Source organism: Desulforhopalus glucosivorans, from assembly GCF_054397165.1.
Genome location: NZ_AP044854.1, coordinates 2,712,724 through 2,733,124, shown reverse-complemented (window position 1 = coordinate 2,733,124; position 20,401 = coordinate 2,712,724). Strand labels below are relative to the sequence as shown.

Sequence of the window (20,401 nt, the reverse complement as noted above, 5' to 3'; positions counted from 1 at the left end):
GAACTATTATGAGTGAGATAAAAATGACGTACGATGAAGTTGTTGCCCATCTCGACGCACTGCAAATGCATAAAATCAAGCTGGGGCTTGGCGCTATGCAGGACTTTCTTGCAAAAGTAGGGCGGCCCGAAAAAAGTCTCAAATGTGTTCATCTTGCAGGAACCAACGGAAAGGGCTCGGTTTGTGCTGCTGTTGCAAGTGCTCTTCATCTTTCCGGGTATAAGGTTGGAGTGTACACTTCTCCACATTTAAGCTCTGTGCGGGAGAGGTTCAGGATTGGTGACGACTATATCAGTGAGAAATCATTTGCTCAAATTGGCAGTCGTATTTGTGACGTCTTAGGTGAGGATCATATAACCTATTTTGAATTCACCACCGCTCTCGGCTTGCTCTGGTTTGCCGAATCTGATGTTGATCTGGTTCTGCTGGAAACAGGCATGGGCGGGCGCCTTGATGCAACCAATGTGGTTACGCCACTTCTCTCCGTTATCACAAGTGTGAGTATGGATCATGAGGCCTACTTAGGTGATACCTTATCCGCTATTGCGGGTGAAAAGGCAGGTATTATCAAAGCGAAGGTACCCGTTGTCTCTGCTGCTATTGATCCAGAAGTGGCACCAGTGATTCAGAAAGCCTGTAGCTCCCTTGAGGCACCACTCTATAGTTTTACCAAAGAGTTTGACTACGATGTCAATGAAGATGGCACATGGGTGTGGGTAGGGGGCGACGTTTTTACAGGTCAGCATATAGGTCCAATACTTTCAACCAGTCCAAGTCTTGTACAACAGGAGAATGAATCTTTGGCCATAGCGGTGCTTTTGCTTTTAGAAGATCATGGCATCTATGTTGATTTACCAGAGATAGTAGCGGGTATTGGCAAGGTCTCGTGGCCTGGTCGGATGGAATACTTCAAAAAAGAATACCAAGCAGAGAAAAGTGAAAACGATGCAGCAACAGCACCAAAGACACTGACATATCTCCTCGATGGGGCGCACAATGTTGCAGGTGTCAATAATTTGGCCAAGACCCTGGAAGAACGATTCTATGGTGCAAAGCTCATTGGGATCTGGGGCTCCATGGTGGATAAGGATTTAACGGCAACTCTCGATTGTATGCTGCCGCTGTTTTCCAAAGTGTTTATCACCCAGCCTGATTCAGAGCGTTCCGCCACTCCCGAACATATCCTGTCCCTGCTTACAGACGATCAAAAAGAGAGGGCCACAGGCTATGCTGATGTTGCAGAAGCACTCACCGCCGCACAGGAATTTGCTACTGAAGACGATGTGATAGTGGTTGGTGGTTCATTGTACCTGATTGGCGCTGTTCGGTATCTACTGTGTGGAGATCTTGTATAATGGGGCACGACTTCTTTGATTTTGATGCCCCCACTGATGGAGAGATTCGCGCTGAACGCGATAAGGCAAGGGCTTTACGCAAGACAAGATGGTGGCAGCAGAAAACATCATCAGGACTTTGCCACTATTGTCAAAAGAAAGTCGCCTATAAAAATATCACCATGGATCATCTTGTACCTCTTGCCAGGGGGGGCAGATCAACAAAGGACAACCTTGTCCCGAGTTGTAAAAAATGTAACAACCTTAAAAAAAGTATGATGCCTCTTGAGTGGGAAGAGTATCTGGGGAAAAATTTCAATACGTAGACCACTCAAGGAGAAAATGTATGAAAAGAGATCTACATTTTAAAGGTAATATACTTTGCTCTCTTGTTCTTTTACTTACCTCTCTGCTGTTTTACCCCAGTCTTGTGTATTCTGGTCTTGAGTCCTACACCTACAGTCTTACTCAGTCAACATCTGCCATAAAACTCTGGACAACTCTTCCGTCCGAAAAGGTGTTTAAGACTTCTGCACCGCCAACTGAAATTGGTTCAGAAGTCAAGGTGTATGCAGCCAAAAACGAGTTTGAGCCGCTTCAGGTTGTTGTTCGTCCTACGGAATCTGGTGCTGTTACGGTGGGTATAGATGATTTTGGTTCGGGTATCACAGCAGAGATTTTTCAGGTTAAGTATGTCGATATCGATACGGCGACAGACTACCTTGGTCAAACTGGCGATAATCCTGACCCATTGTGGCCCATTAGTAATGGGGGCACTGTAAGTGTTACAACAAATGAAAATACTGCATTCTGGTTTTCTCTTCATATTGCAAAAACAACACCTTCAGGTGATTATACAACCAATGTTTCCATAGGAGGGGTGGATATTCCCGTAATGCTTCATGTCTTTAATTTTGCGATACCAGAAAACCTGCATGTGAAGTCGCAAATGAATTTTGACTATAACACCATGTTAACAAAATATGGTGTTACGGGAACGGGCGATGATTACTGGATGTATGTTGATAAGATGAAGCAATTCTTTATTGATCATCGTATGACGCCTAAAAGTACGCTCTGGTCTGGTGGTTTAACAACGAACGGAGCCGAACCTTTTATAGATTATGACTGTGCTACAGGTAACTGGACAGATAATGACAGCATCTGGGGTTTTGAAGAAGCTGCTAGTCGTTATTTGGATGGCGTAGGACATATGGACGGACAATTTGGAGATTCATTTAATAGTGGTGTAGGTTATCCGTCGTCCATGATTGCGACATTTAAAAATAATGATTCTTCAGATGATCAGCGACCAACAACGTTTTGTGGATCTACCCTTTCTGCGTCAGACTGGTATCTCACAAACAATCCTGCTTCTCCCTATAATACAAAGTGGTTCAGTTATGTCAGTTCTATGGAGGATTATTTAGATGGTCTTGGTTATCTCGATAAGGCCTATTATTACATCGCCAACGAGCCCCAGGACCAGGCGGATTATGACGCAGTTGCCTGGTACTCCCAGGAGTTGAAAAAGGCTGCTCCACATCTAAAACTGATGGTTTCAGAGGAGCCAAAACCTGAGATTTATGCTCATCCGGACTACCCGGGAGCGAAAATCGATATCTGGATGGCACACTTAGGCATCCAGTTTGATCCGGAAACCGCTTTTGAAAGAATGTATGATCATGATGAAGAGACTTGGATCTATTTTCTTCATGGTACAATGTTGCCACGCTTTAATCCTCTCACAATTGATCACCAGGGTATTGAAGGAAAACTGTTGGGTTGGTTTTTATGGAAATATCGATTGCGCGGCTTTGGTTATTATGCTTTCAATAATTGGAGCGAAAATCCATGGACCCGGCCGTTAAACTCAGGTCAAAACGGCAATTTGTTTCTCATATATCCACCATCCGAGACGAATAGTAGTATCAGCTATGGTTCCAATAGCCACCGATTTGTTCCCTCCATTCGACTTGAACTGATGCGGGACGGCCTTGAGGATTATGAATATTTCCATCTTTTAAATACTAGTCAGCAACCCGAGCCATATGAATCTAACTCCGCTGATACGCAGGTGGATAAGGTGATTGGTTATACGGTTGCATATAGCAGAGATAGTGAATTCCTCTACAATTTACGGAGGGTAATTGGGCTGAAAGTGGGTGGAGAGATTAATTCCATTCCAGACCTGGAACCGGTATCGGAACATTCAAGGTCTGATGGGTCTCCAGGAAATTATTATATTAATTTTCAGGATCCAGTAGGGCAGCCAGAGGGAGATGTAACATATAATGGTCACACCTATATGAAAATTGGTGATGATCTCTATGACGCAGATGTGGGGTATGGTTGGATGAAAGACGCCGAAGTAGATGATGATGATTTCTATCCACACTGGGATCAATGGATAGATCCAGAGCCTAAAGAACTTCTGGGCAGCTCAGTTATTGATAGCTGGGGCCGGGAAGATGTCTTCGAGTTTGATTTACCCAATGGAACTTATAATGTAACAGCGTGTGCCGGCTCAAGAAGTAGTACAAGATATCAGAATATCGTCATTGAAGGCGTAAGCTTTATGGACAATGAAGTTACAAATAATAGTTGGATAACCCGTACCAAACAGATTGAGGTCAAAGATAAGAAACTGACCCTTATAATGGGTAAGTATAAGAAGATCGGTTATATCAACTACCTTGATATTGAGGCGACCTATGCAATGTCTGATGTTAATTGCAGTGGCACAACAGATGCCCTCGATGTAATCAAGCTGCTGAAAATCACAAGCGGGGATACTGCCAATTTCAGTAATTGTGCTGGATTGAATGGTGATCTCAATAGTGACCGCAAACTTGATATGAAAGATGTGTTGGGACTACTTCAACTTCTTAAAGAATAACAAACTATATCCCTGTAAGGTCTGGGCCTGTTCAGATAGGTAATAGCTTATGGCAGAATATCAGCTGGATTTGAAGAAGGCGTTTTAGGAGCGGTGTTTGTCCTAATATCCCCTTGCATTCAAACGACCATGCTGTATATTTGCGACAGTTTCAACATCACAAGTTTTTTTCATATTTGGGCGGGTAGCTCAGCTGGATAGAGTGTCGGCCTCCGAAGCCGAAGGTCGCGGGTTCGAATCCCGCCTCGCCCACCAGTTATATCAAGCATTTATTGGCTTTTTGATAGGTGCTGTTTTTGTGACCCCATTGTGACCCCTTCGTGAAGGCAGATGAGTTTTGGTATTGGCAATTAAGTTTGATCATTGACTGTGAGTCTTTCACGAGGGTGTTTTTTATTTCTGTATAACATTACAAAATGCAGGCTAGCCAGTTTTTGGTAAATCTCTTGTTAACTGAGCCTTTTGCAAAAATAGGATTTTCGTCCAAGATCAAGGTCTGTGAAAAATTTTACCACAGGCATATCGTTAATATTCCTATGATAAAATTTTGAACAAAACGAAGATATTGGGCGCAAAGACACTTTTGCAAGTGGCTCAACTATAAAAAAATTATTAAATGGATAAAAGTTTCAGCTGCCCAAGCTGTAAGAGAAATGCAGTAACAACGGTGTATGGGCTTATAAATATTTTAGCTCTATTATTTAGTAGTTCGTTGAAGTGCCGTAGCTGCAACACCAAACTGAAACTAATAAAGGGCACTAAAAGGCTTATAATTGTGTGTGCTTTAGTCGGGTGGTTATCCGGAATGCTGATTGCTTCAACATTCCAGGCGGTGAGTGGAGCGGTGCTATTTTTTTTGTTTATCTCAATTCCTGCACTATTGAATAGAAGATTTTTCGAAATATGCTAAACAGTACCTCTAGCTGACTGATGCTTTAGGAAATCAACAACATAAAAAATTAAAAGCAACACCAACAGCATTTAAAAACACAACAACATCTAAAACAGTATAAAAACAATAACATAAATACAAATAGATTTAGTTAACCAGTCGTTCGAGACGGACTCGCTGAAGCTCGCCGCTCAACTAAACGTTTTGCACCATTTCCCATAATTTCTTTGCAAGATACTACTTTTGACTACTCCAAGGTTGAGCCAAACTAACAATACTGACTTATAATCCGTATGTCATAGGTTAGAACCATATCGGGCGTACCATATAGACAAAGGGTTTGCGAGCAAAACAGCTTGCAAACCCTTTGTTGTTTCTTCTGTATGACATCATATTAGCTTCAGATTGTATTCTTGTGGGCCTCTCTAAATAAAGAGTTATGCTGGATCAGGAGGCACTACGAATATACCATTTCACATGGTTCATCTAGAGTCTGTTCTCAGGATCTGGTAATGTTGTTGCACCATTTCTCAGTTATGCTACAGCAAGTGAATTAAAAACGACTTATCGGTGATAATGCATTATTTTTCCCCTTAACTCCTTTCTTAAAATGTCATTACAGATCTGCGTTTTGCCGCTAGAATAGCCTAACTGATTCATCTTTTTACTAAAACTGGAAGCTTGTCCTCTTCCAGGATCAACAATTATCACATCGCAATGTATGTTCGAGTGCTGTTCTATAAAGTGTGATAACTCAGCTGAATGGCCTCTATCATATAAGAGATCACTTCCTATAATGAGATCAAATGTACCAAGGCTGGTATTTGTATCCCCCCAGGCAGTACGTATGAAAGGAATATCCGGGCCATTATTGAGTTTTGTGTTTTCTCGAAGAAATGCTTCTGCTTCCGGGTGGTAATCAGTGGATGTAATATCTGCTAAACGATGATTAAGAACAAGACTGGCGAGACCAATACCGCATCCTACTTCCAGAATACGAAGACCGTCTATCTCATAATTAATCATGAGATGTGCAAGCACTTCTGAAGAAGCCCAAACTATCCCAAACAGTGGCCAAATTGCAGATGATATTCCAAGACTTGATGCCCTTCCATCCGGGTCCGAATATTGTTGGTTATCCCGTAGAGTTCTGACATGAATATCAACACCCTCAATCTCAATAGTTTGATAACGAATTCGCAACGGAGGCATACAATACCTTATAGTTAATGGTTAGGAGTGAAAAACATGATGCCCTATCAACCGGACCGATTTTGTTTTTCAAGCCAATTGTCGAAAGAATTTCTTTGGTTGTCATATAAGATGTGCGCAAATGAAGGCTTATCGCAAAAATACAGGATATGCCGAATAACGGTATAGAGAGTAAGTGTATGTTTTCCATCAAGGAGTTCTTGGTATTCCTTTATTGTTTCAAGATTATCCCTGACCACTTGTTCAAAAAAGCCGTTGGTGATCTGCTTCATTTTGACTATTTCTTCAACCAGTGCATCTACCTTGTGCGAGGCTAGGCGGGTTCCTGGAAAATAGGTCTCAGATATTTTCGCGAAATGGAATGCATCCAAGACTTCATTTTCAGCATTGGTACTCTTTGACTCAGCCTTTATTATCTGTTCCAGTTTCTCAGTTTCCTCCTGAATACTGTAAAATTCTCTATCCGCTGTTTCAAAAAGTGCCGCAAGGCTGTTAATTCGTCTTTTCAACCCGTGGGGAATTGATTTTTTATATTTTATTTTATGATCTAAAACGGACCACGCATCCTGAATGATTGTGCGAATCTGTACCTCAAAGACTAAGTCTTTGTATCTGCTGTATTCAGGCATTGCTTCACGTGCCTCATCAAGCTTCATATCAAAATGCAGCCCTTTGTAGCCAAAGGTGTTTTCTGTCTGTTCAATGAGCTGCGATTTATCCGTAGAATCAATTAAACAGAGGTTGTCGCTAAGGATATCTCCGACTTCCTGAATGTTTTTCTCATACAGACAGACTATCCGAACGCCTATCAGATCAGTGATATAGTCCTTTATTTCATACGCTTCTTTTCCTTTCTCAAGTTTCGACTGGTACTTCCTGGAAAACTTTTTAATGCTTTCTTTACGGCTTTTCAGGCGTGAGGTGACAGTGGATCTCGATAACTCTGGAGAGGTTGCCAGAAGTGATTGTATGAGTGTTGAGAAGGATGACTCGGCGTTGCGTAGTAGTTCGATATTGTCATTGACGTAATCGATGAAGGTCTGTTTTTCTTTTTCAAAATTTGATGATGCCATTATGGTGTTGTTGTATTTTTACTCTGCTTGAGACAACTCCACAGTTGTTGTGAAGCCGTTTCAAATGATTTTTTCATCTCTGAATGTGTGAATTTATTAATTGTATCAGAGGATGTATTGTATGAATGTTGTGCTAAGAATCTCTGAGCTACTTTCTCGCAACTCTTGGTGCTGGAGTTAAAAAACTGTTTCTTCTGTAAAATGCATGTGACCATTCTTGAGATGAATCCTGATGAGAACGAGGCTCATATGGTCTGTTCCTAAATCTTTATAGAAGAGAAACATGTTGTCATTGTTTTCTATATTGCTTGATGATAGGGTGCCGCACATGAAATGATTAAAAGAGTGCCCCTGATACAAATCAGTGGTTTTCATTAACTCAAGATCATGGGTATGTCCGCAGAAGACAAACTCGATTTTATGCTGGTGAACAAAATCAATCAAAACGGCTGAATTTTTCAAAGGACATTCATCCGTCCCCAATATTGAATAGTGTGTCAGCAAAAGGGCCAGGTCATGGCTGGTCTGGTTGACCGCGTCTGATACAGCATTTAATACCTCTTTTTCTACAAATCCGTCATCACAGTATAGTTCGTTTGAGTCAATACCGATCAATAGAACCTTCATGCCATTTACTTGAACGAGTTGAACGAAATTTACATCAGTGAAATGATCATCCACGTTGGTGATGCTCTGATTGAGGAAGAGGTGTTTTTTACGGGTTGTACCAGATTCAATTATTCGAATTATTTCCCTGTCAGAGATATATTTACGGAAAAGCTCATGTGAGCGCATATTTCTCTTATCGTGATTGCCAAGGGTAGAAATGACGTGTTCACATTTAATAGCACTCAGAAACTTGCCCGCTTTTGCAAACTCATCTTCAAGTCCGTCGGTCGTGTTGTCACCGGTGTTGATTACGATATCTGCATCATAGGAGTTTATCTTTTTCAGAAGGACATCATCGTCCCCGAGCCAATGTCGAGGTCCAAAATGAAGATCCGAGATATGGAGAACATTCATATATATCCCATTGTCCGTTGCATTGAATTGTCAACCGATACCGAGAAAATGACTACGGACAACGGGTAAATTATACATGTTATCGGTCTGATATGTCTTAAGTGTGCTAGCTTTTAAGGATACTCATAGTTGGATCTTTTTTTGCCCTTTTGGCAGCCTTTTTTTCTTTTGGGGTCAGAGTTGCTTTTTTCTTTCCTTCTCTGTTACTTTTACGTTCTTTTGTCATTGTTTCGCTCCAAATAAGTGTGAATACTTCTGGTGCTGTGGGTACAACGCTATGCATTAACTCCTCATCAGGCTCTTTTAATTCCACGTTTACGAAGTGAGTGTTCAAGGTGCACAAGATGATTGTAATCTTCGCTGAGTAGAATGATCGAAAAACAGCCGTTTGATTCTATTGCATTGCAGTTGTATGGAAAAACGGAGTTGCGTTTGTTGCCATCAAAGAGCAGTGGTCCAAGTCTTTTGATGAGTTCTGAAAAAGTACAGGGGGTGATTGTAAGCTTGATAAATTTCCAGCATTCGGTGGAGAAGTGGATTTTTTCAAGTTGATCGAGAATTAGGCGAACAAATGTTGACCCATTAAAACGGGCATTATTTTCAACAGGGTAGATACCATCACCGGTAACTATATAATCTATGCCAAGCACACCTGTATAGCCGGATGCACACATCTTTTCGACGATTGTATGCGATGTCTCCATGATGTAATCAGAGACCCGTTTTGCTGGTAGCGGACAGTTCTGGGTGCCAATATGAACCAGACCATTTTCACAAATCTGATCGGCCAGGCCCTGATGATGAATAGTTCTGTTTCTATCAATTGCCCACTGATCATTAGGTGTTGATATTACGTCTAGAAAAGGTTCAATAATTACCCTCTTCTCACCACTGGACGCTATTTTGTCATACAGGTACGGGATGTCACCTCCGGTCGTTCTGTATAACGACATACCCGATTCGCCCAGGGTACCACGAACTATAACCTCGTCATGTTCTGATAGAATACTGAGGATGACGCGCCCCATATCACGACCATTGTCGCTATTATCTGGATCAATCTCAAAAGAGGTTCCCTCTACAACTGGTATCCCCAGATCTTTGCAGATTATTTTGAACTCAGACTTGTCGTTGTATTGTAATGTGGTTGCCTCTGCTGCGCCAAAAAGATCTGCACCTATAATTTTTGCGGCTTCCGCTTCCATCGTTCCTGAATACCATGGAACGTATACAGGATTTTTGCCTGTCTTTTCTATGCACTGTATTATCGGTTCAGGGTTCTTGATAATACATTCTGCTAAGGTAAATTCAGAGGAGAGCTGATTGTAGGTGACAACATTATCAGGCCCTAATCTCAAAGAACGAAGCCAGTTGAAATACTCACGGTTCTGATTGCCACGGAGGACAACCAGATCTGACCTGGATGCCGCCGGAAGAGCCCGGTCACAGCTTGATCGAATGGAGTTGTCTCGCCTGGGGAATTGCGAAAAATTATCCGTCCCAAATATGACCAGGTCATTATCACTATTCGAAATACATTCTCTTAACCGAGGCCTTGGTTTTCTCATTTTTATATTCATAATATTCACCACGTTAAACGGTTAGAGGGTATACCACTGCCAGGAAAATAATATCGACATCAGCACTGTAAAGCCTGTGAGGCCGTAGAACCATTTCCCAGTAAACTTAGGTGTTTTGATCGGTGCAACATTCAACACCGCCAAAACCATGAGAACGATATAGAGTACAACCGAGAATGCGTGCTGACTCATTAAAGGGCTAAACAAAAAGACGACAGCCAACAGGAGAACGTTATTGTCAAGAGCAAGGCCTAAGTAGGTCGACGTATCAACCAAACCAAAGACATTAAAATAACTGAGGCGAATGACTCCGGCAGCAAGTATGAAAAAACCACCTGGCAGGTACCAGGCACTGAAATTGCCATAACTAAGTAGGAACAGTGCCGGGCAGACACCAAAACTGACAATATCAATAAGTGAGTCAAGTTGTGCCCCAAACAGCCCCTGTTCTTCTGTACGGCCTTTCATCTTTCTGGCGATAATGCCATCACTCCAGTCAAAAAACACAGCCCAGATCATACTCATCACTGCTGCATGGAAGAGACCAAGAATAGAAAAATATATGGCCATTAGAGAACAGCAAAGGCCAACCAGTGAACAGATATTAGGAAGATCTCCAGCATAGGAAAGTATAGTTTTTTGCGATGTTTTCATACTTTACCTAAACACCTTCAAGAACAGTGCGTAATGCCTGCGTAAGTTCACGGTTTTCTTTCTTAGTCCGACTGGCAATACGGACATAACGATCTGAATCAGGCAATGTTTTACCCTCACAGTGTTTTATGTACATATTGTGTTCGGTGAACAGACTTTTGGTCACTTCAGGAGCCGAAGGACCACCATCTGGCAGACGGCAAAAGATATAGTTCGCATCGGGCTTATAAACTACCATTCCTGGAATATCTGAGAGAAGTGTATAAAATTCGTCTCGATCTTCCTGCACTTTCTTGCAGCTCGTTTTGAATTGCTCTACATACTGCGGCGCTCGTCGTAGAAACTCTTCAGCAAACCCATTTATATTCCAAATATGGAGTCCCTGTTGGATTTCTGCACGAAAATCCGCGTTAGCAGTTAAGAGATAACCTATGCGTATTCCGCAGATGCCATAGGCCTTGCTCATACTTTTAACAATCGCCAGATTCTGAAAATCTCCAATGTCATTTTCAAGGCTTTCACTCTCACCGTTTTCCGCAAAATCGATAAAGGACTCATCGACGATGAGCATACAGTTATGATCTGCCAGTTTTTTCAACAGTCGAACCAGTTCTGTCTTAGGCACCAGCAGGGAGGTCGGGTTATTGGGTGAAACAACTACAGCAATACGCGCTTCTCTGGCAATAGCCTCATCTGCAAATGCATCGATATCAAGCTCAAAGGACGGTGCCTGCAATGGAAATTCAATAACTTTGCCTTTAGGGGCGGCATTGACATATTCATTAAACGACGGGACCGGAACAATCATTTTTCGATTCATCCCGGCAATAATCTTAATAAATTCTGCCGCTCCATTGCCGACCACTATGTGATCAGGTGGCTGCTGAATCAACATACTTGTCAGGTTCGCAATCTCACTTTGACCGACAGGATAATTGAGAACCAGCTGATGGAGGTTTTCTGCACAATGGCAAAAAAAATCTTCAGGCGGAAAATAGAGATTATAGAGATAATTGTGATCTATAAAATCATCACGCCAATAGCCACCATGTTGATTGGAAATATTCTCGTAGCGCTCTGTAGCAGCCGTTGTTTTCTTTGACATAATTCTTAATGAACAACCTTTAGTGAAGAGATTGATGACACAGCACTTTCAAGAACAGGGGAATGGATCACCATACTGGACTCACTGATGCAAGGTGTTTTGTCTAGTGGCAGATCGAAGAGTTCACAAACGGTCTCCGCGGCTCTCAGATCATCTATTGTATCAATTTCATACCAGAGACTGGAGTCAAAAAATACGGGCGAGAAAGAGAGAGACCCTTCACTCACCATATCAGCAAAGACAGTTTCATAGTAACCATTCACTAAGTTGTTAGAGATATACAAGTCCAGTTTCTCACAAACTAACGCCCAGGTTGCTCTGGAAAGGGCGTATATGTTGACAGTCTTGAAATGGCTTGTATCAAGGTTGTTTATCCCACAATGGAAGGCGTCAACCTCATTTTCTCCGTTTACTGTCACAGTTGTTCCGTTCATCCAGGGCCGTATCTTAGCAACTGCTATACGATCAGGTATCAACATGCCTTCTAGCATTTGGGCATCAAAGACAAGATCACTTTCTATGAGCATGAACGGCTCATCAATGACTTTTCTGGCGAGCCATAACGAGTAGATATTATTGGTAGTTTTGTAAAGAGGACTGGTAATATACGATATTTCCATCCCACCTGCTCGCGTTCCTAGATATTCACGGACCGAATCTTCCTGATGACCGACAACAATGACCAGTCGCTTGAAATCATGCTCCTGAAGGGAGCGAACGAGTCTTTCCAGTATCGTAAATTGATTCACATGGACGAGACATTTAGGGGTCATATCTGTTAGGGGAGAGAGACGGCTACCGGTGCCTGCTGCAAGCAGCAAAGCCGTATGTACCCGTTCCCCGCCAAAATCAGCGTGGAGAGTTCTGTTTTGCATTGTATTCCTCCAGAATTATTGCCGAACCATAAGGTGCAGGAATTCAACACGGAGTTGTGCGAATGAGGTCGGCAAAAATATGATCTATATCTTTTCTTTTGTGCCGATTGGCTCAGGCGAGATAGCTGAAGGGCAGAAATCTGATAGTAGAACTACCACAAGATGTGAGGTAGAAAAGGACGTTGATTTATCAGAAAAACGAACGGCCATGTCACTAAATTGATTTTTTAGTATACTCTAACATTGTCGGCATGTCAATGTTTTCGGTCTGTTTCTCCGGTATGAGAAAGTTGAGCGAGGGGTAACTTGCCGATGACAAACGGTTGTGTGCAGGTATTAGCTTTTTCCATTTACTTCAAAAAAATGCTGTCTGACAACGTTCGAGACGTACTCTGATACTGGTAGAGAAATTTGCCCCTGCCGCAGAGCTTCAATTGTCCCCAGTTAGCATCACTAAGGCGTATGTGCTACAAGTTGCAGACAAATCTCAATATAACTGATCCACTACTGGACATTGCACGTGGCCTAGAAGAGACTGCCCTTGAAGACCAATTATTTATAGATCGTAATATCTATGCAAATGTTGATTTTTACCCAGGAATCGTTTTGAGATCGCTTGGTATTCCGAGCAACTAAAGAGAATATCCTCTGCATATTTTCATCATCTACTCCCATTCTATTGCTTGGTATTTTCCTCCTGGTTCAGAAAGCAAGGCACGGTTGGTACTTTTTCCAGTTGCATACTGATTATGTCTCATTTTCATTCCAACAGATTTTTTCCAGATTGTGTCTTTATCGTTTTTGGCTTAATAGTATCAATGCTGAACTTTCACCTAGCTCGATATACTCTCTTTATACTGCCAGCCTTGTGCCTTGTTGTACCATTTCAGTATTACTCATCAGATGAGTTTAATTTTGATGCAGATATGGGTTACCTTCACGCTGTAAAAACACAAGAAGAGGTGTCTCAGCACATAGAAAATAACTACCCACCATCAGCAACTATTATGGCCAACTTTCCTATAAATTATGGACTGCTAGACCATAGGGCTGGGTATGTAAAGAATAATTATGACAATGTGGTAGGTGATTGTAATCAAATACAAGTTGATGTACCTGATGTTTTAATTTTCTCCTATCCGGGGAGTTTGGAGTTTTGCCGGCCGGACAAACAAAAGCTCGTTTTACAAACCAAATATGTATCATCATTTTCCAAAGTCTTTGTTTACACTCCCCTATAACAGTGGTTACAGATCGTATCGAATTAAACAACTAATTTGCACACTTAATTTTCAATCGCAAAAGATTCATTTGTTATTAGCTTTAAAAATTATGTGAATACTGAGTATGGTTTCTGTCGCTTCTTGCTGGACAAGTCGTTATTGTAGTACCCGTTACGTTAGATCAAAATTAAGGTGAATTAGAAATGTATTTAGACCAGATAGTTCCGATGCTCCAACTCGCAATTGGCCCCGTAATAGTAATATCCGGGGCCGGATTAGTTTTATTGTCAATAACCAATCGTTTTGGTCGTGTCATCGATCGCTCCAGGAGTCTTGCTGAGTCAAAGCATGGGCTTTCCGATAGCAAAAAGAATAATATCGACAATCAGCTTGTTATTATGATGCGTAGAGCACGAATTCTCCGTGCAGCGATTGCCTTTGCTTCGTTGAGTCTGCTGCTTGCGGCTTTTCTCGTTATAGCCCTGTTTTTAGTTGAGATCGCTCAGGTGGAGGCAGCTTTATTTATTGTTGTTATATTTATCTGTTGCATGGGAGCATTGATTACTGGCCTCTTATTTTTTATTGCGGATGTGAATGTTTCGTTATCAGCCCTTAAGGTTGAAATAGGTGGGGAGCCCAGTAACTCTGCTGTACATAACAACTAAACAAGCGCATTCTCTCCCCCCACTGTAATGTCATTAAAATTAGATTTATAACAATGGTTTTACGCCTTTTTATGGAACGTTTAAGACTCTGGCTTGGAGTTTAAGTTGCTGATGTCAATTCAAAGTGATTGAATTGCTTGTTTTAATTGCAGGTTATTACTGGATTGCAAAGGGGCATGTCGATAACCTGTACCGATCTGTTATGCAGGAGAGGTATGTCTCTAACTCAGAGGTTCAAGCGTTGGAATAATCATACATGTGTCTGAGTATCTCTACCATCTGGGGAATGCAAATCAGACTCACCGGTGTACAGAGTTATTAAAAAACATGAAAAGTGTACACCGATGAGAGATGAGCTGTTTTTCAGTATATCAATTGTTTATCACTCTGATTCAAGGTTCACTTCCATAAAATTAAACCACATGCCGCTATTATTCGCGTGATCAATTTCGATCTGAACCACGTCAACGTGGCGATCTTCTATTTCAAGAAATTTGCTTAATATATCCTTGATTGGTCCCTCACTTTTATCTCTTGCATCTCTGTAAAAATCAGATGTTTCTTTTTCGAGTGTGAGTGCCTTGTTTAATACAGTTTTGATAGAACCTAACATTTGCTCTGGTATTTCGGCCTTCATCTTTTCAATGTTTTTGTTGATGAGCCCAAGCTCAGGAATTGCAGTTTGGAGGAGGCCCGAATCAATAGACTTATCAGACTTCAATTGTTCAAGGCTATACAGTAGAAAATCGACATGGGATTGCTCATCGTCTCCCAGCGATGTAAAGATAAGCTTACCACGTTCATCATCGATTGTTTGAGCTGCAGAGTAATAGAGATCACGGATCTTCTCTTCATATTTGAGCGCCGTTGTAAAAATAGTTATCGAATCCATAATGCTCCTTTTCTGTTGGGTTAAGAGTCATGTGTAAGTAAAATGATACTTCAGCAAATGTTTAATTCACTGTCCAGCATCAACACACAATACATCGTATAATTATAAATGTTAGTGTTGTACCGCTGTAATCTCATCGTAATAGTCTGGGCAACAGCTTGAGAAGGTAAGGTGCGGTGAACTCCTGCATTACTTCACTTATGTGAGAAAATATGTTGAAATAATTGTGAGGAAATGTCCGTGTACTGGCAAGATCGCCGTAATAACGATTTGAGTGAACCATATGCAGAGCATAGATAAGATTAGAGTAGTGAAAACGGTTGTGGGCTTGTTGCTTTCCGTCGGTCTATTTTTTTCATCCGGTATAAAAGTGCCCGGCCTGGATTCAACTGCAGAGTCTTATTTTAAAGATTCCATAGCAAAAGCTGGAGTGAGCTATGGCGTGTGCAGGATTATCAATGGTACTGTTTCCGTCATTCAACAGTCCAGTGTTCAACTGGAACCGGCGGGGATTGGCATGTCACTTGCCGTAGGGCAGATAGTTGATCCAATTAATGACATGGTGGAAAGGCTCTCGGATGTGTTGGTGTTGTCTATTACGTCATTGGGTGTGCAGGAAATCATGCATGAAATTGGTGTGGTTCTGGCTCCTTCTGTGATGGCGATTTTAGTCCTGTTGTTATCAGTGATACTTTGGTGCAAGGGTGAAAGATTCAACGCTATGTATAGGGTAGTAATGAATCTGATAATTATTGTTTTGATTGGCCGGTGCTGTCTTTCCGTATCTTCCCTTGCAAATGGATTCCTTCAGGAAAACTTTTTTGAGGATAGAATAATTGAGGCCAACGCAAAACTGTCCGATAGTACTGTTTCGCTGGATACCATTGAAGAAATAGAAATACCTGAGTACAGCGGGATGATAAAAACCATCGAAAGCAGTGCGAAGTATTTAAAAAATAAGACGATTGATTTCAAAAATGCAGTGGGGGTTGTTGTTGAAAATAAAGCTCTTATTATTGAGAATCTGCTCAAACTCACCTTTCTTTATCTCGGTGTCTTTTTTATTCAGGTCCTGTTTTTGCCCGTACTTATCTTTTGGTTGATGATGAAAACTGTGAATGCACTACTCTATCAAAGTTTGTGATGCCATGAACTTTCAATGAACTTTACTTTCATGAGAATCATGATAATTTGTGTCACTATGTCGTGAGTAAATAAAGAATTTTAGGGGGTTATATGAAACAATATTTAGACCTGGTTCAACGAGTTGTTGATCATGGTAAGTGGGTTGAGAATAAACGTACTGGCAAGCGTTGCCTGACTGTTATAAATGCAGACCTTGAATATGATGTGAGTGAGGGCGTTCTGCCGGTTTTAACGACAAAAAAAGTTTTTTGGAAGGCAGCCATTGCTGAGATGCTTGGCTATTTACGTGGCTATACGAGTGCGGCGGAGTTTCGCTCAATTGGTTGTAATACCTGGAATGCGAATGCCAATGACAATCCAGACTGGCTGGCGAATCCTTTTCGCAAAGGCGAAGATGATATGGGCCGATGCTATGGCGCTCAAGGGCGGGACTGGCGTAATCCTGAAAATGAACGGGTGGATCAGCTTTTAAATGTCTATAACGATCTACGTCAGGGTATTGATAATAGGTGTGAGATTATGACCTTTATGAACCCGGGAGAGCGGGACCGGGCCTGTCTGAACTCATGTATGCACACCCATACCTTTAGTTTGCTCGATGGAGAATTATATCTTACGTCATACCAGCGCTCTGATGATCTGCCCTTGGGCCACGGATTTAATCAGGTGCAGGTGGGCTGGTTATTGATGATTATGGCTCAGATAACAGGGCACAAAGCAGCTAAGGCGTTCCACAAAATTGTGAATGTGCATGTTTATGAAGACCAGCTCGAATTACTGCGAGACGTGCAGCTTAAAAGAGAACCGTACCCACAGCCTACGCTAAAGATTAACCCTAAGATTAAAAGCCTGGAAGATCTTGAAACATGGGTGACGGTAGATGATTTTGAGTTGGTGGACTACCAGCATCATCCCGGCATTAAATACGAGTTTGCCGTTTAGTAAGCTGAGTAATATGTGTATCTATTCGAAGTTTTTCCGGTGTTGGATGTCGTCCTGATGGATGAGAACCTTTGGGTGAAATAGGGTCAGAGTTCTTCTCTGGCCCTTTTACTGTTTGTGGTACTGGTTGCGTGCAAAAGTTTCTCGCACTCGGAGAGAGCCCAAGAATGCCAGAACCCCAAATATAATCATAAGCAGAAGACCATTTCTATAATCCTGCTCCATATAGATGCGAATACCGTTTACTGTTGTTCCGTCCCATGACAGATCTGCAAGATAACCAAAAACAGGCTGCATGAGGGCTGTGCCGATAAAACATCCCATATTTACGACACTCACAGCCATGCCGGATAGATTTGGATCCATAATTTCCTTTGCAGCTGCAAAGGTAAGGACAAAAACAGAGCCGATAAATCCGATGGCTCCAAAGAGTAACATTGTCTGATAACCAGCGGCCAAGGGGACAAAAGTAAGGACAACAAGTAGAGATAGGTAGCAGAAGGTACAGAGGATAAGTAACGGTTTTCTTCTACCAATTTTATCTGAAAACCAGCCAAAGAAGATCGCTCCGAATGCAAATGATAACAGCATGGTTGTCATATGATTTGCGGCAAATGAGCGGTCCAGGCCGTGGACATCTCTTAGATATGGGACTCCCCACAATCCCATAAACGAATATAGGCCTCCGATCATTCCAAATTGAATCCAGAATCCGGGCCATAGTTTCAGTGAGGTGATAACAGATAAAAGATTGTGGGTCCAGTGAGTGTCTGACTTTTGGCTGGAATCTTCCTTATATTGGTTTGGTGAATTAAAGCCCATGTCTTCAGGTTGGTTTCTCACAATAAGAAATCCAAGGACAGCAAGGATGAGTGAGATGCAGCCTATACCAATAAAGACAACCCTCCATTCATAGTAAGTAAGTAAAATGGAAAGAGGGCCTGCTGCGAGTACTGATCCAAGATTGCCTATTAAAAGGGTGAGGCCGCTCATAACTCCAAAAACTCTTTCATGGAACCAGACGGCATTGTTTTTCATGATTGAAATAAAAACAACAGAAACCCCAAGACCTACAAGAAATCTACCGACACATGCTATTTCAAAGGTGGGAGCAAGACCAAAAAGTATAGAACCAAGTCCTGCCACTAGATTGCCTGAAACCACTGATGTGCGGGTGCCGAGGGTATCAGCAATAACACCGGAGGGGAGTTGCATCATCGCATAAACAAAAAAATAAATGGCAGAAAGAGTTCCAAGCTTGGTACCGGTGATCTGAAAAGAACTCATCAGATATTCTGAAACCACACCCGGAGCCATCCTGTGAAAATAGACGAGTACGTAGGTAAGTATCAGAATAGAAAATATGGACCATTTGGTAACTTCATATGACTTTTGGGTTTTGGCTGAAGAAATCGTATTGCTCATGAAGTGTGCCTGGGTTGAAGTGGATGATCCAGTGATCAAATGATCTAATATGGAGTAAAGACAAGGAAAATACTTTTCCTCTTCAGCTTTGTCAACACTGGGCGCAAGAGCAAAAGGTATCTTGTTTTTAAGTTAAATATGGTCTCGTAATTGCTATGTAGAGCATGGAATATATAGTTGCGATTATTTTTTGTGACTGTATCTCCTTAATACCTCGTTATTTAAAAACGATATGATGCGGTAGTGAGATAAATTAGCTTTGTAGGTTGAAGAGAAAATTGCACATATGAAAGTGAAAATATTACACTTTTAGTTATGGTTTTTTACTGATTGTTTACTGGATAAAATGAGTAAGGTGAATTATGATGAGCAGAAGAATTTTGTTAGATTTCATGAAACATATATAATAATTAATTTTAACATTGGAGGAAAAATTTTGAACAGAATAATTATGTCTGTCATCACAGTTGCTCTGCTGGTACTGGGACTTGGTACTGCAAACGCTTCTACCAGATTGATGGAGATAGGACGGAGCCCATTTCATCAGCCACCACTGACCACTGTGGATACATTGCAGGCAATGGTGGTAGATCAGGATCAGGATGTAAAAAAAGGATTTGAAAAAGCTGGAAACCCTGAGTTGTATGAGCCATTTGTCGCTCAGTTGCCAAGTGCTGAAATTGAGAAGGTTGATTTTCAGAAAGGTAGCTGGTTTGAGTGGATGTTTTTTAAGAAAAAAGGAAAAGGTGCTGTTCGGGTTGCTAAAGACGTTACCTGGGTAAATGAGAAACCTTTTCAAGGTTTTAAGTTTGATATTGACCATGAAGGACAGAGATACACCTTTGGTGTTCCTCTTGGTTGCGGTAACATCGCTTTGATGGGCGTTCAGCCTGTACCTGTTGTGGTACCACCTCCTGTGGCTGTAGTACCACCACCTCCGGTTGCTGTTGAAGAAGAGCCTGTAGTTGCGGCACCAGTTGTCGCTGCAAGTCCATTTCGATTTATCGTAGATGCCGGGTACTATCGCCAGTTTGACCCGGCTCACTATCTCTTTGGCCGTGTGGGTCTGGAGTATGTGATTAATGAGCAGTTTTCAGTTCTTGGTCTTGTTGGTGGAGCTCCTAAGATAGAAGGGTATGACGGTGCCTCTGCATTTACTGCCGATCTGTTAGGTGAGTACTCTTTTGGTTCAAGATATTATGTTGATCTTGGTGTTGGTGGCTGGATCACTGATGGTGACGATAGTTCTGACGATCCTAATTTTGATCCAAGGGCCGAAGACAGTCAATTTGAAGCAATAGCAGGCTTTGGCGCAAGAGTTTATGGCGAGCCGGAAGATGTGAATGCTTCTCTTTTTGTTGAAATTCGTTCCGCATTTGACGAACTGGGACAACTGTATGATTATGGCCGTTTTGGTGTTGGTGTTCGAGTTAGATTCTAACCCCGATAAGCGGGATAAGA

General features: G+C 41.7%; 17 protein-coding genes and 1 tRNA gene. 9 read left to right on the top strand and 9 right to left on the bottom strand.

From position 1 onward, the window contains the following. Positions 1–23 precede the first annotated feature (23 nt). From ACX6CI_RS11870 to ACX6CI_RS11855, 4 genes are all read left to right on the top strand, one after another. Positions 24–1,355 carry a bifunctional folylpolyglutamate synthase/dihydrofolate synthase gene (locus ACX6CI_RS11870; protein WP_458778373.1) on the top strand — a complete coding sequence of 444 codons (1,332 nt, stop codon included), beginning with the start codon at positions 24–26 and terminating at the stop codon, positions 1,353–1,355. Continuing rightward, a complete protein-coding gene (locus ACX6CI_RS11865) occupies positions 1,355–1,660 on the top strand; it encodes an HNH endonuclease (RefSeq protein ID WP_458778372.1) in 306 nt (101 codons plus the stop codon). Before ACX6CI_RS11870 ends, ACX6CI_RS11865 begins: the two co-directional genes overlap by 1 nt. A 20-nt stretch (positions 1,661–1,680) precedes the next feature. Continuing rightward, positions 1,681–4,233 (top strand): DUF4091 domain-containing protein, encoded by a 2,553-nt coding sequence (locus ACX6CI_RS11860; RefSeq protein ID WP_458778371.1) that lies wholly within the window; start codon positions 1,681–1,683, stop codon positions 4,231–4,233. 178 nt (positions 4,234–4,411) lie between these two features. After that, a tRNA-Arg gene (locus ACX6CI_RS11855) sits at positions 4,412–4,488 on the top strand. Between the two features lie 1,201 nt (positions 4,489–5,689). Here ACX6CI_RS11855 and ACX6CI_RS11850 read toward each other — a convergent pair. The 7 genes from ACX6CI_RS11850 to ACX6CI_RS11820 all read right to left on the bottom strand — a co-directional run bounded on the left by ACX6CI_RS11850 (position 5,690) and on the right by ACX6CI_RS11820 (position 12,647). Continuing rightward, positions 5,690–6,337, bottom strand: a complete 648-nt coding sequence (locus tag ACX6CI_RS11850; RefSeq protein WP_458778370.1) for a class I SAM-dependent methyltransferase — start codon at positions 6,335–6,337, stop codon at positions 5,690–5,692. A gap of 47 nt (positions 6,338–6,384) precedes the next feature. After that, positions 6,385–7,410 (bottom strand): GTP pyrophosphokinase, encoded by a 1,026-nt coding sequence (locus ACX6CI_RS11845; RefSeq protein ID WP_458778369.1) that lies wholly within the window; start codon positions 7,408–7,410, stop codon positions 6,385–6,387. Positions 7,411–7,587: 177 nt separating this feature from the next. Beyond that, entirely contained in the window at positions 7,588–8,433 is an 846-nt protein-coding gene (locus ACX6CI_RS11840; RefSeq protein WP_458778368.1) for a metallophosphoesterase family protein, read from the bottom strand. Positions 8,434–8,726: 293 nt separating this feature from the next. Beyond that, entirely contained in the window at positions 8,727–10,013 is a 1,287-nt protein-coding gene (locus ACX6CI_RS11835) for a hypothetical protein (RefSeq protein WP_458778367.1), read from the bottom strand. 21 nt (positions 10,014–10,034) lie between these two features. Beyond that, complete coding sequence (locus tag ACX6CI_RS11830; RefSeq protein ID WP_458778366.1) at positions 10,035–10,667, bottom strand: CDP-alcohol phosphatidyltransferase family protein; 633 nt, start codon at positions 10,665–10,667, stop codon at positions 10,035–10,037. Between the two features lie 7 nt (positions 10,668–10,674). Then, positions 10,675–11,772, bottom strand: a complete 1,098-nt coding sequence (locus tag ACX6CI_RS11825) for a pyridoxal phosphate-dependent aminotransferase (protein WP_458778365.1) — start codon at positions 11,770–11,772, stop codon at positions 10,675–10,677. A 5-nt stretch (positions 11,773–11,777) separates the two neighbouring features. Then, positions 11,778–12,647 (bottom strand): phosphocholine cytidylyltransferase family protein, encoded by an 870-nt coding sequence (locus ACX6CI_RS11820; protein WP_458778364.1) that lies wholly within the window; start codon positions 12,645–12,647, stop codon positions 11,778–11,780. A 411-nt stretch (positions 12,648–13,058) separates the two neighbouring features. Here ACX6CI_RS11820 and ACX6CI_RS11815 point away from each other — a divergent pair, with 411 nt between their 5' ends. Both ACX6CI_RS11815 and ACX6CI_RS11810 read left to right on the top strand, forming a co-directional pair. After that, positions 13,059–13,283 carry a citrate/2-methylcitrate synthase gene (locus ACX6CI_RS11815; RefSeq protein ID WP_458778363.1) on the top strand — a complete coding sequence of 75 codons (225 nt, stop codon included), beginning with the start codon at positions 13,059–13,061 and terminating at the stop codon, positions 13,281–13,283. 790 nt (positions 13,284–14,073) lie between these two features. Beyond that, positions 14,074–14,535, top strand: a complete 462-nt coding sequence (locus ACX6CI_RS11810) for a DUF2721 domain-containing protein (protein WP_458778362.1) — start codon at positions 14,074–14,076, stop codon at positions 14,533–14,535. Positions 14,536–14,917: 382 nt separating this feature from the next. On the opposite strand, the gene ACX6CI_RS11805 is transcribed toward ACX6CI_RS11810, so the two are convergent. Next, positions 14,918–15,427, bottom strand: a complete 510-nt coding sequence (locus tag ACX6CI_RS11805; protein ID WP_458778361.1) for a ferritin family protein — start codon at positions 15,425–15,427, stop codon at positions 14,918–14,920. Positions 15,428–15,710: 283 nt separating this feature from the next. Here ACX6CI_RS11805 and ACX6CI_RS11800 point away from each other — a divergent pair, with 283 nt between their 5' ends. Together ACX6CI_RS11800 and ACX6CI_RS11795 are read left to right on the top strand one after the other, a co-directional pair. After that, a complete protein-coding gene (locus ACX6CI_RS11800; protein ID WP_458778360.1) occupies positions 15,711–16,571 on the top strand; it encodes a hypothetical protein in 861 nt (286 codons plus the stop codon). A gap of 92 nt (positions 16,572–16,663) precedes the next feature. After that, on the top strand, positions 16,664–17,515 hold the full coding sequence (locus ACX6CI_RS11795; protein ID WP_458778359.1) for a thymidylate synthase: 852 nt from the start codon (positions 16,664–16,666) through the stop codon (positions 17,513–17,515). A gap of 108 nt (positions 17,516–17,623) precedes the next feature. Here ACX6CI_RS11795 and ACX6CI_RS11790 read toward each other — a convergent pair whose 3' ends face one another. After that, complete coding sequence (locus ACX6CI_RS11790) at positions 17,624–18,940, bottom strand: MFS transporter (protein WP_458778358.1); 1,317 nt, start codon at positions 18,938–18,940, stop codon at positions 17,624–17,626. A gap of 436 nt (positions 18,941–19,376) precedes the next feature. Here ACX6CI_RS11790 and ACX6CI_RS11785 point away from each other — a divergent pair, with 436 nt between their 5' ends. Further along, positions 19,377–20,381: a hypothetical protein gene (locus ACX6CI_RS11785; RefSeq protein WP_458778357.1), complete on the top strand. Its 1,005-nt coding sequence runs from the start codon at positions 19,377–19,379 to the stop codon at positions 20,379–20,381. Positions 20,382–20,401 lie beyond the last annotated feature (20 nt).

Bases quoted from the DNA above. Each gene is read 5' to 3' on its own strand.
- ACX6CI_RS11870 (WP_458778373.1), top strand. From the start codon at position 24: ATGACGTACGATGAAGTTGTTGCCCATCTCGACGCACTGCAAATGCAT.
- ACX6CI_RS11865 (WP_458778372.1), top strand. From the start codon at position 1,355: ATGGGGCACGACTTCTTTGATTTTGATGCCCCCACTGATGGAGAGATT.
- ACX6CI_RS11860 (WP_458778371.1), top strand. From the start codon at position 1,681: ATGAAAAGAGATCTACATTTTAAAGGTAATATACTTTGCTCTCTTGTT.
- ACX6CI_RS11850 (WP_458778370.1), bottom strand. From the start codon at position 6,337: ATGCCTCCGTTGCGAATTCGTTATCAAACTATTGAGATTGAGGGTGTT.
- ACX6CI_RS11845 (WP_458778369.1), bottom strand. From the start codon at position 7,410: ATGGCATCATCAAATTTTGAAAAAGAAAAACAGACCTTCATCGATTAC.
- ACX6CI_RS11840 (WP_458778368.1), bottom strand. From the start codon at position 8,433: ATGAATGTTCTCCATATCTCGGATCTTCATTTTGGACCTCGACATTGG.
- ACX6CI_RS11835 (WP_458778367.1), bottom strand. From the start codon at position 10,013: ATGAATATAAAAATGAGAAAACCAAGGCCTCGGTTAAGAGAATGTATT.
- ACX6CI_RS11830 (WP_458778366.1), bottom strand. From the start codon at position 10,667: ATGAAAACATCGCAAAAAACTATACTTTCCTATGCTGGAGATCTTCCT.
- ACX6CI_RS11825 (WP_458778365.1), bottom strand. From the start codon at position 11,772: ATGTCAAAGAAAACAACGGCTGCTACAGAGCGCTACGAGAATATTTCC.
- ACX6CI_RS11820 (WP_458778364.1), bottom strand. From the start codon at position 12,647: ATGCAAAACAGAACTCTCCACGCTGATTTTGGCGGGGAACGGGTACAT.
- ACX6CI_RS11810 (WP_458778362.1), top strand. From the start codon at position 14,074: ATGTATTTAGACCAGATAGTTCCGATGCTCCAACTCGCAATTGGCCCC.
- ACX6CI_RS11805 (WP_458778361.1), bottom strand. From the start codon at position 15,427: ATGGATTCGATAACTATTTTTACAACGGCGCTCAAATATGAAGAGAAG.
- ACX6CI_RS11800 (WP_458778360.1), top strand. From the start codon at position 15,711: ATGCAGAGCATAGATAAGATTAGAGTAGTGAAAACGGTTGTGGGCTTG.
- ACX6CI_RS11795 (WP_458778359.1), top strand. From the start codon at position 16,664: ATGAAACAATATTTAGACCTGGTTCAACGAGTTGTTGATCATGGTAAG.
- ACX6CI_RS11790 (WP_458778358.1), bottom strand. From the start codon at position 18,940: ATGAGCAATACGATTTCTTCAGCCAAAACCCAAAAGTCATATGAAGTT.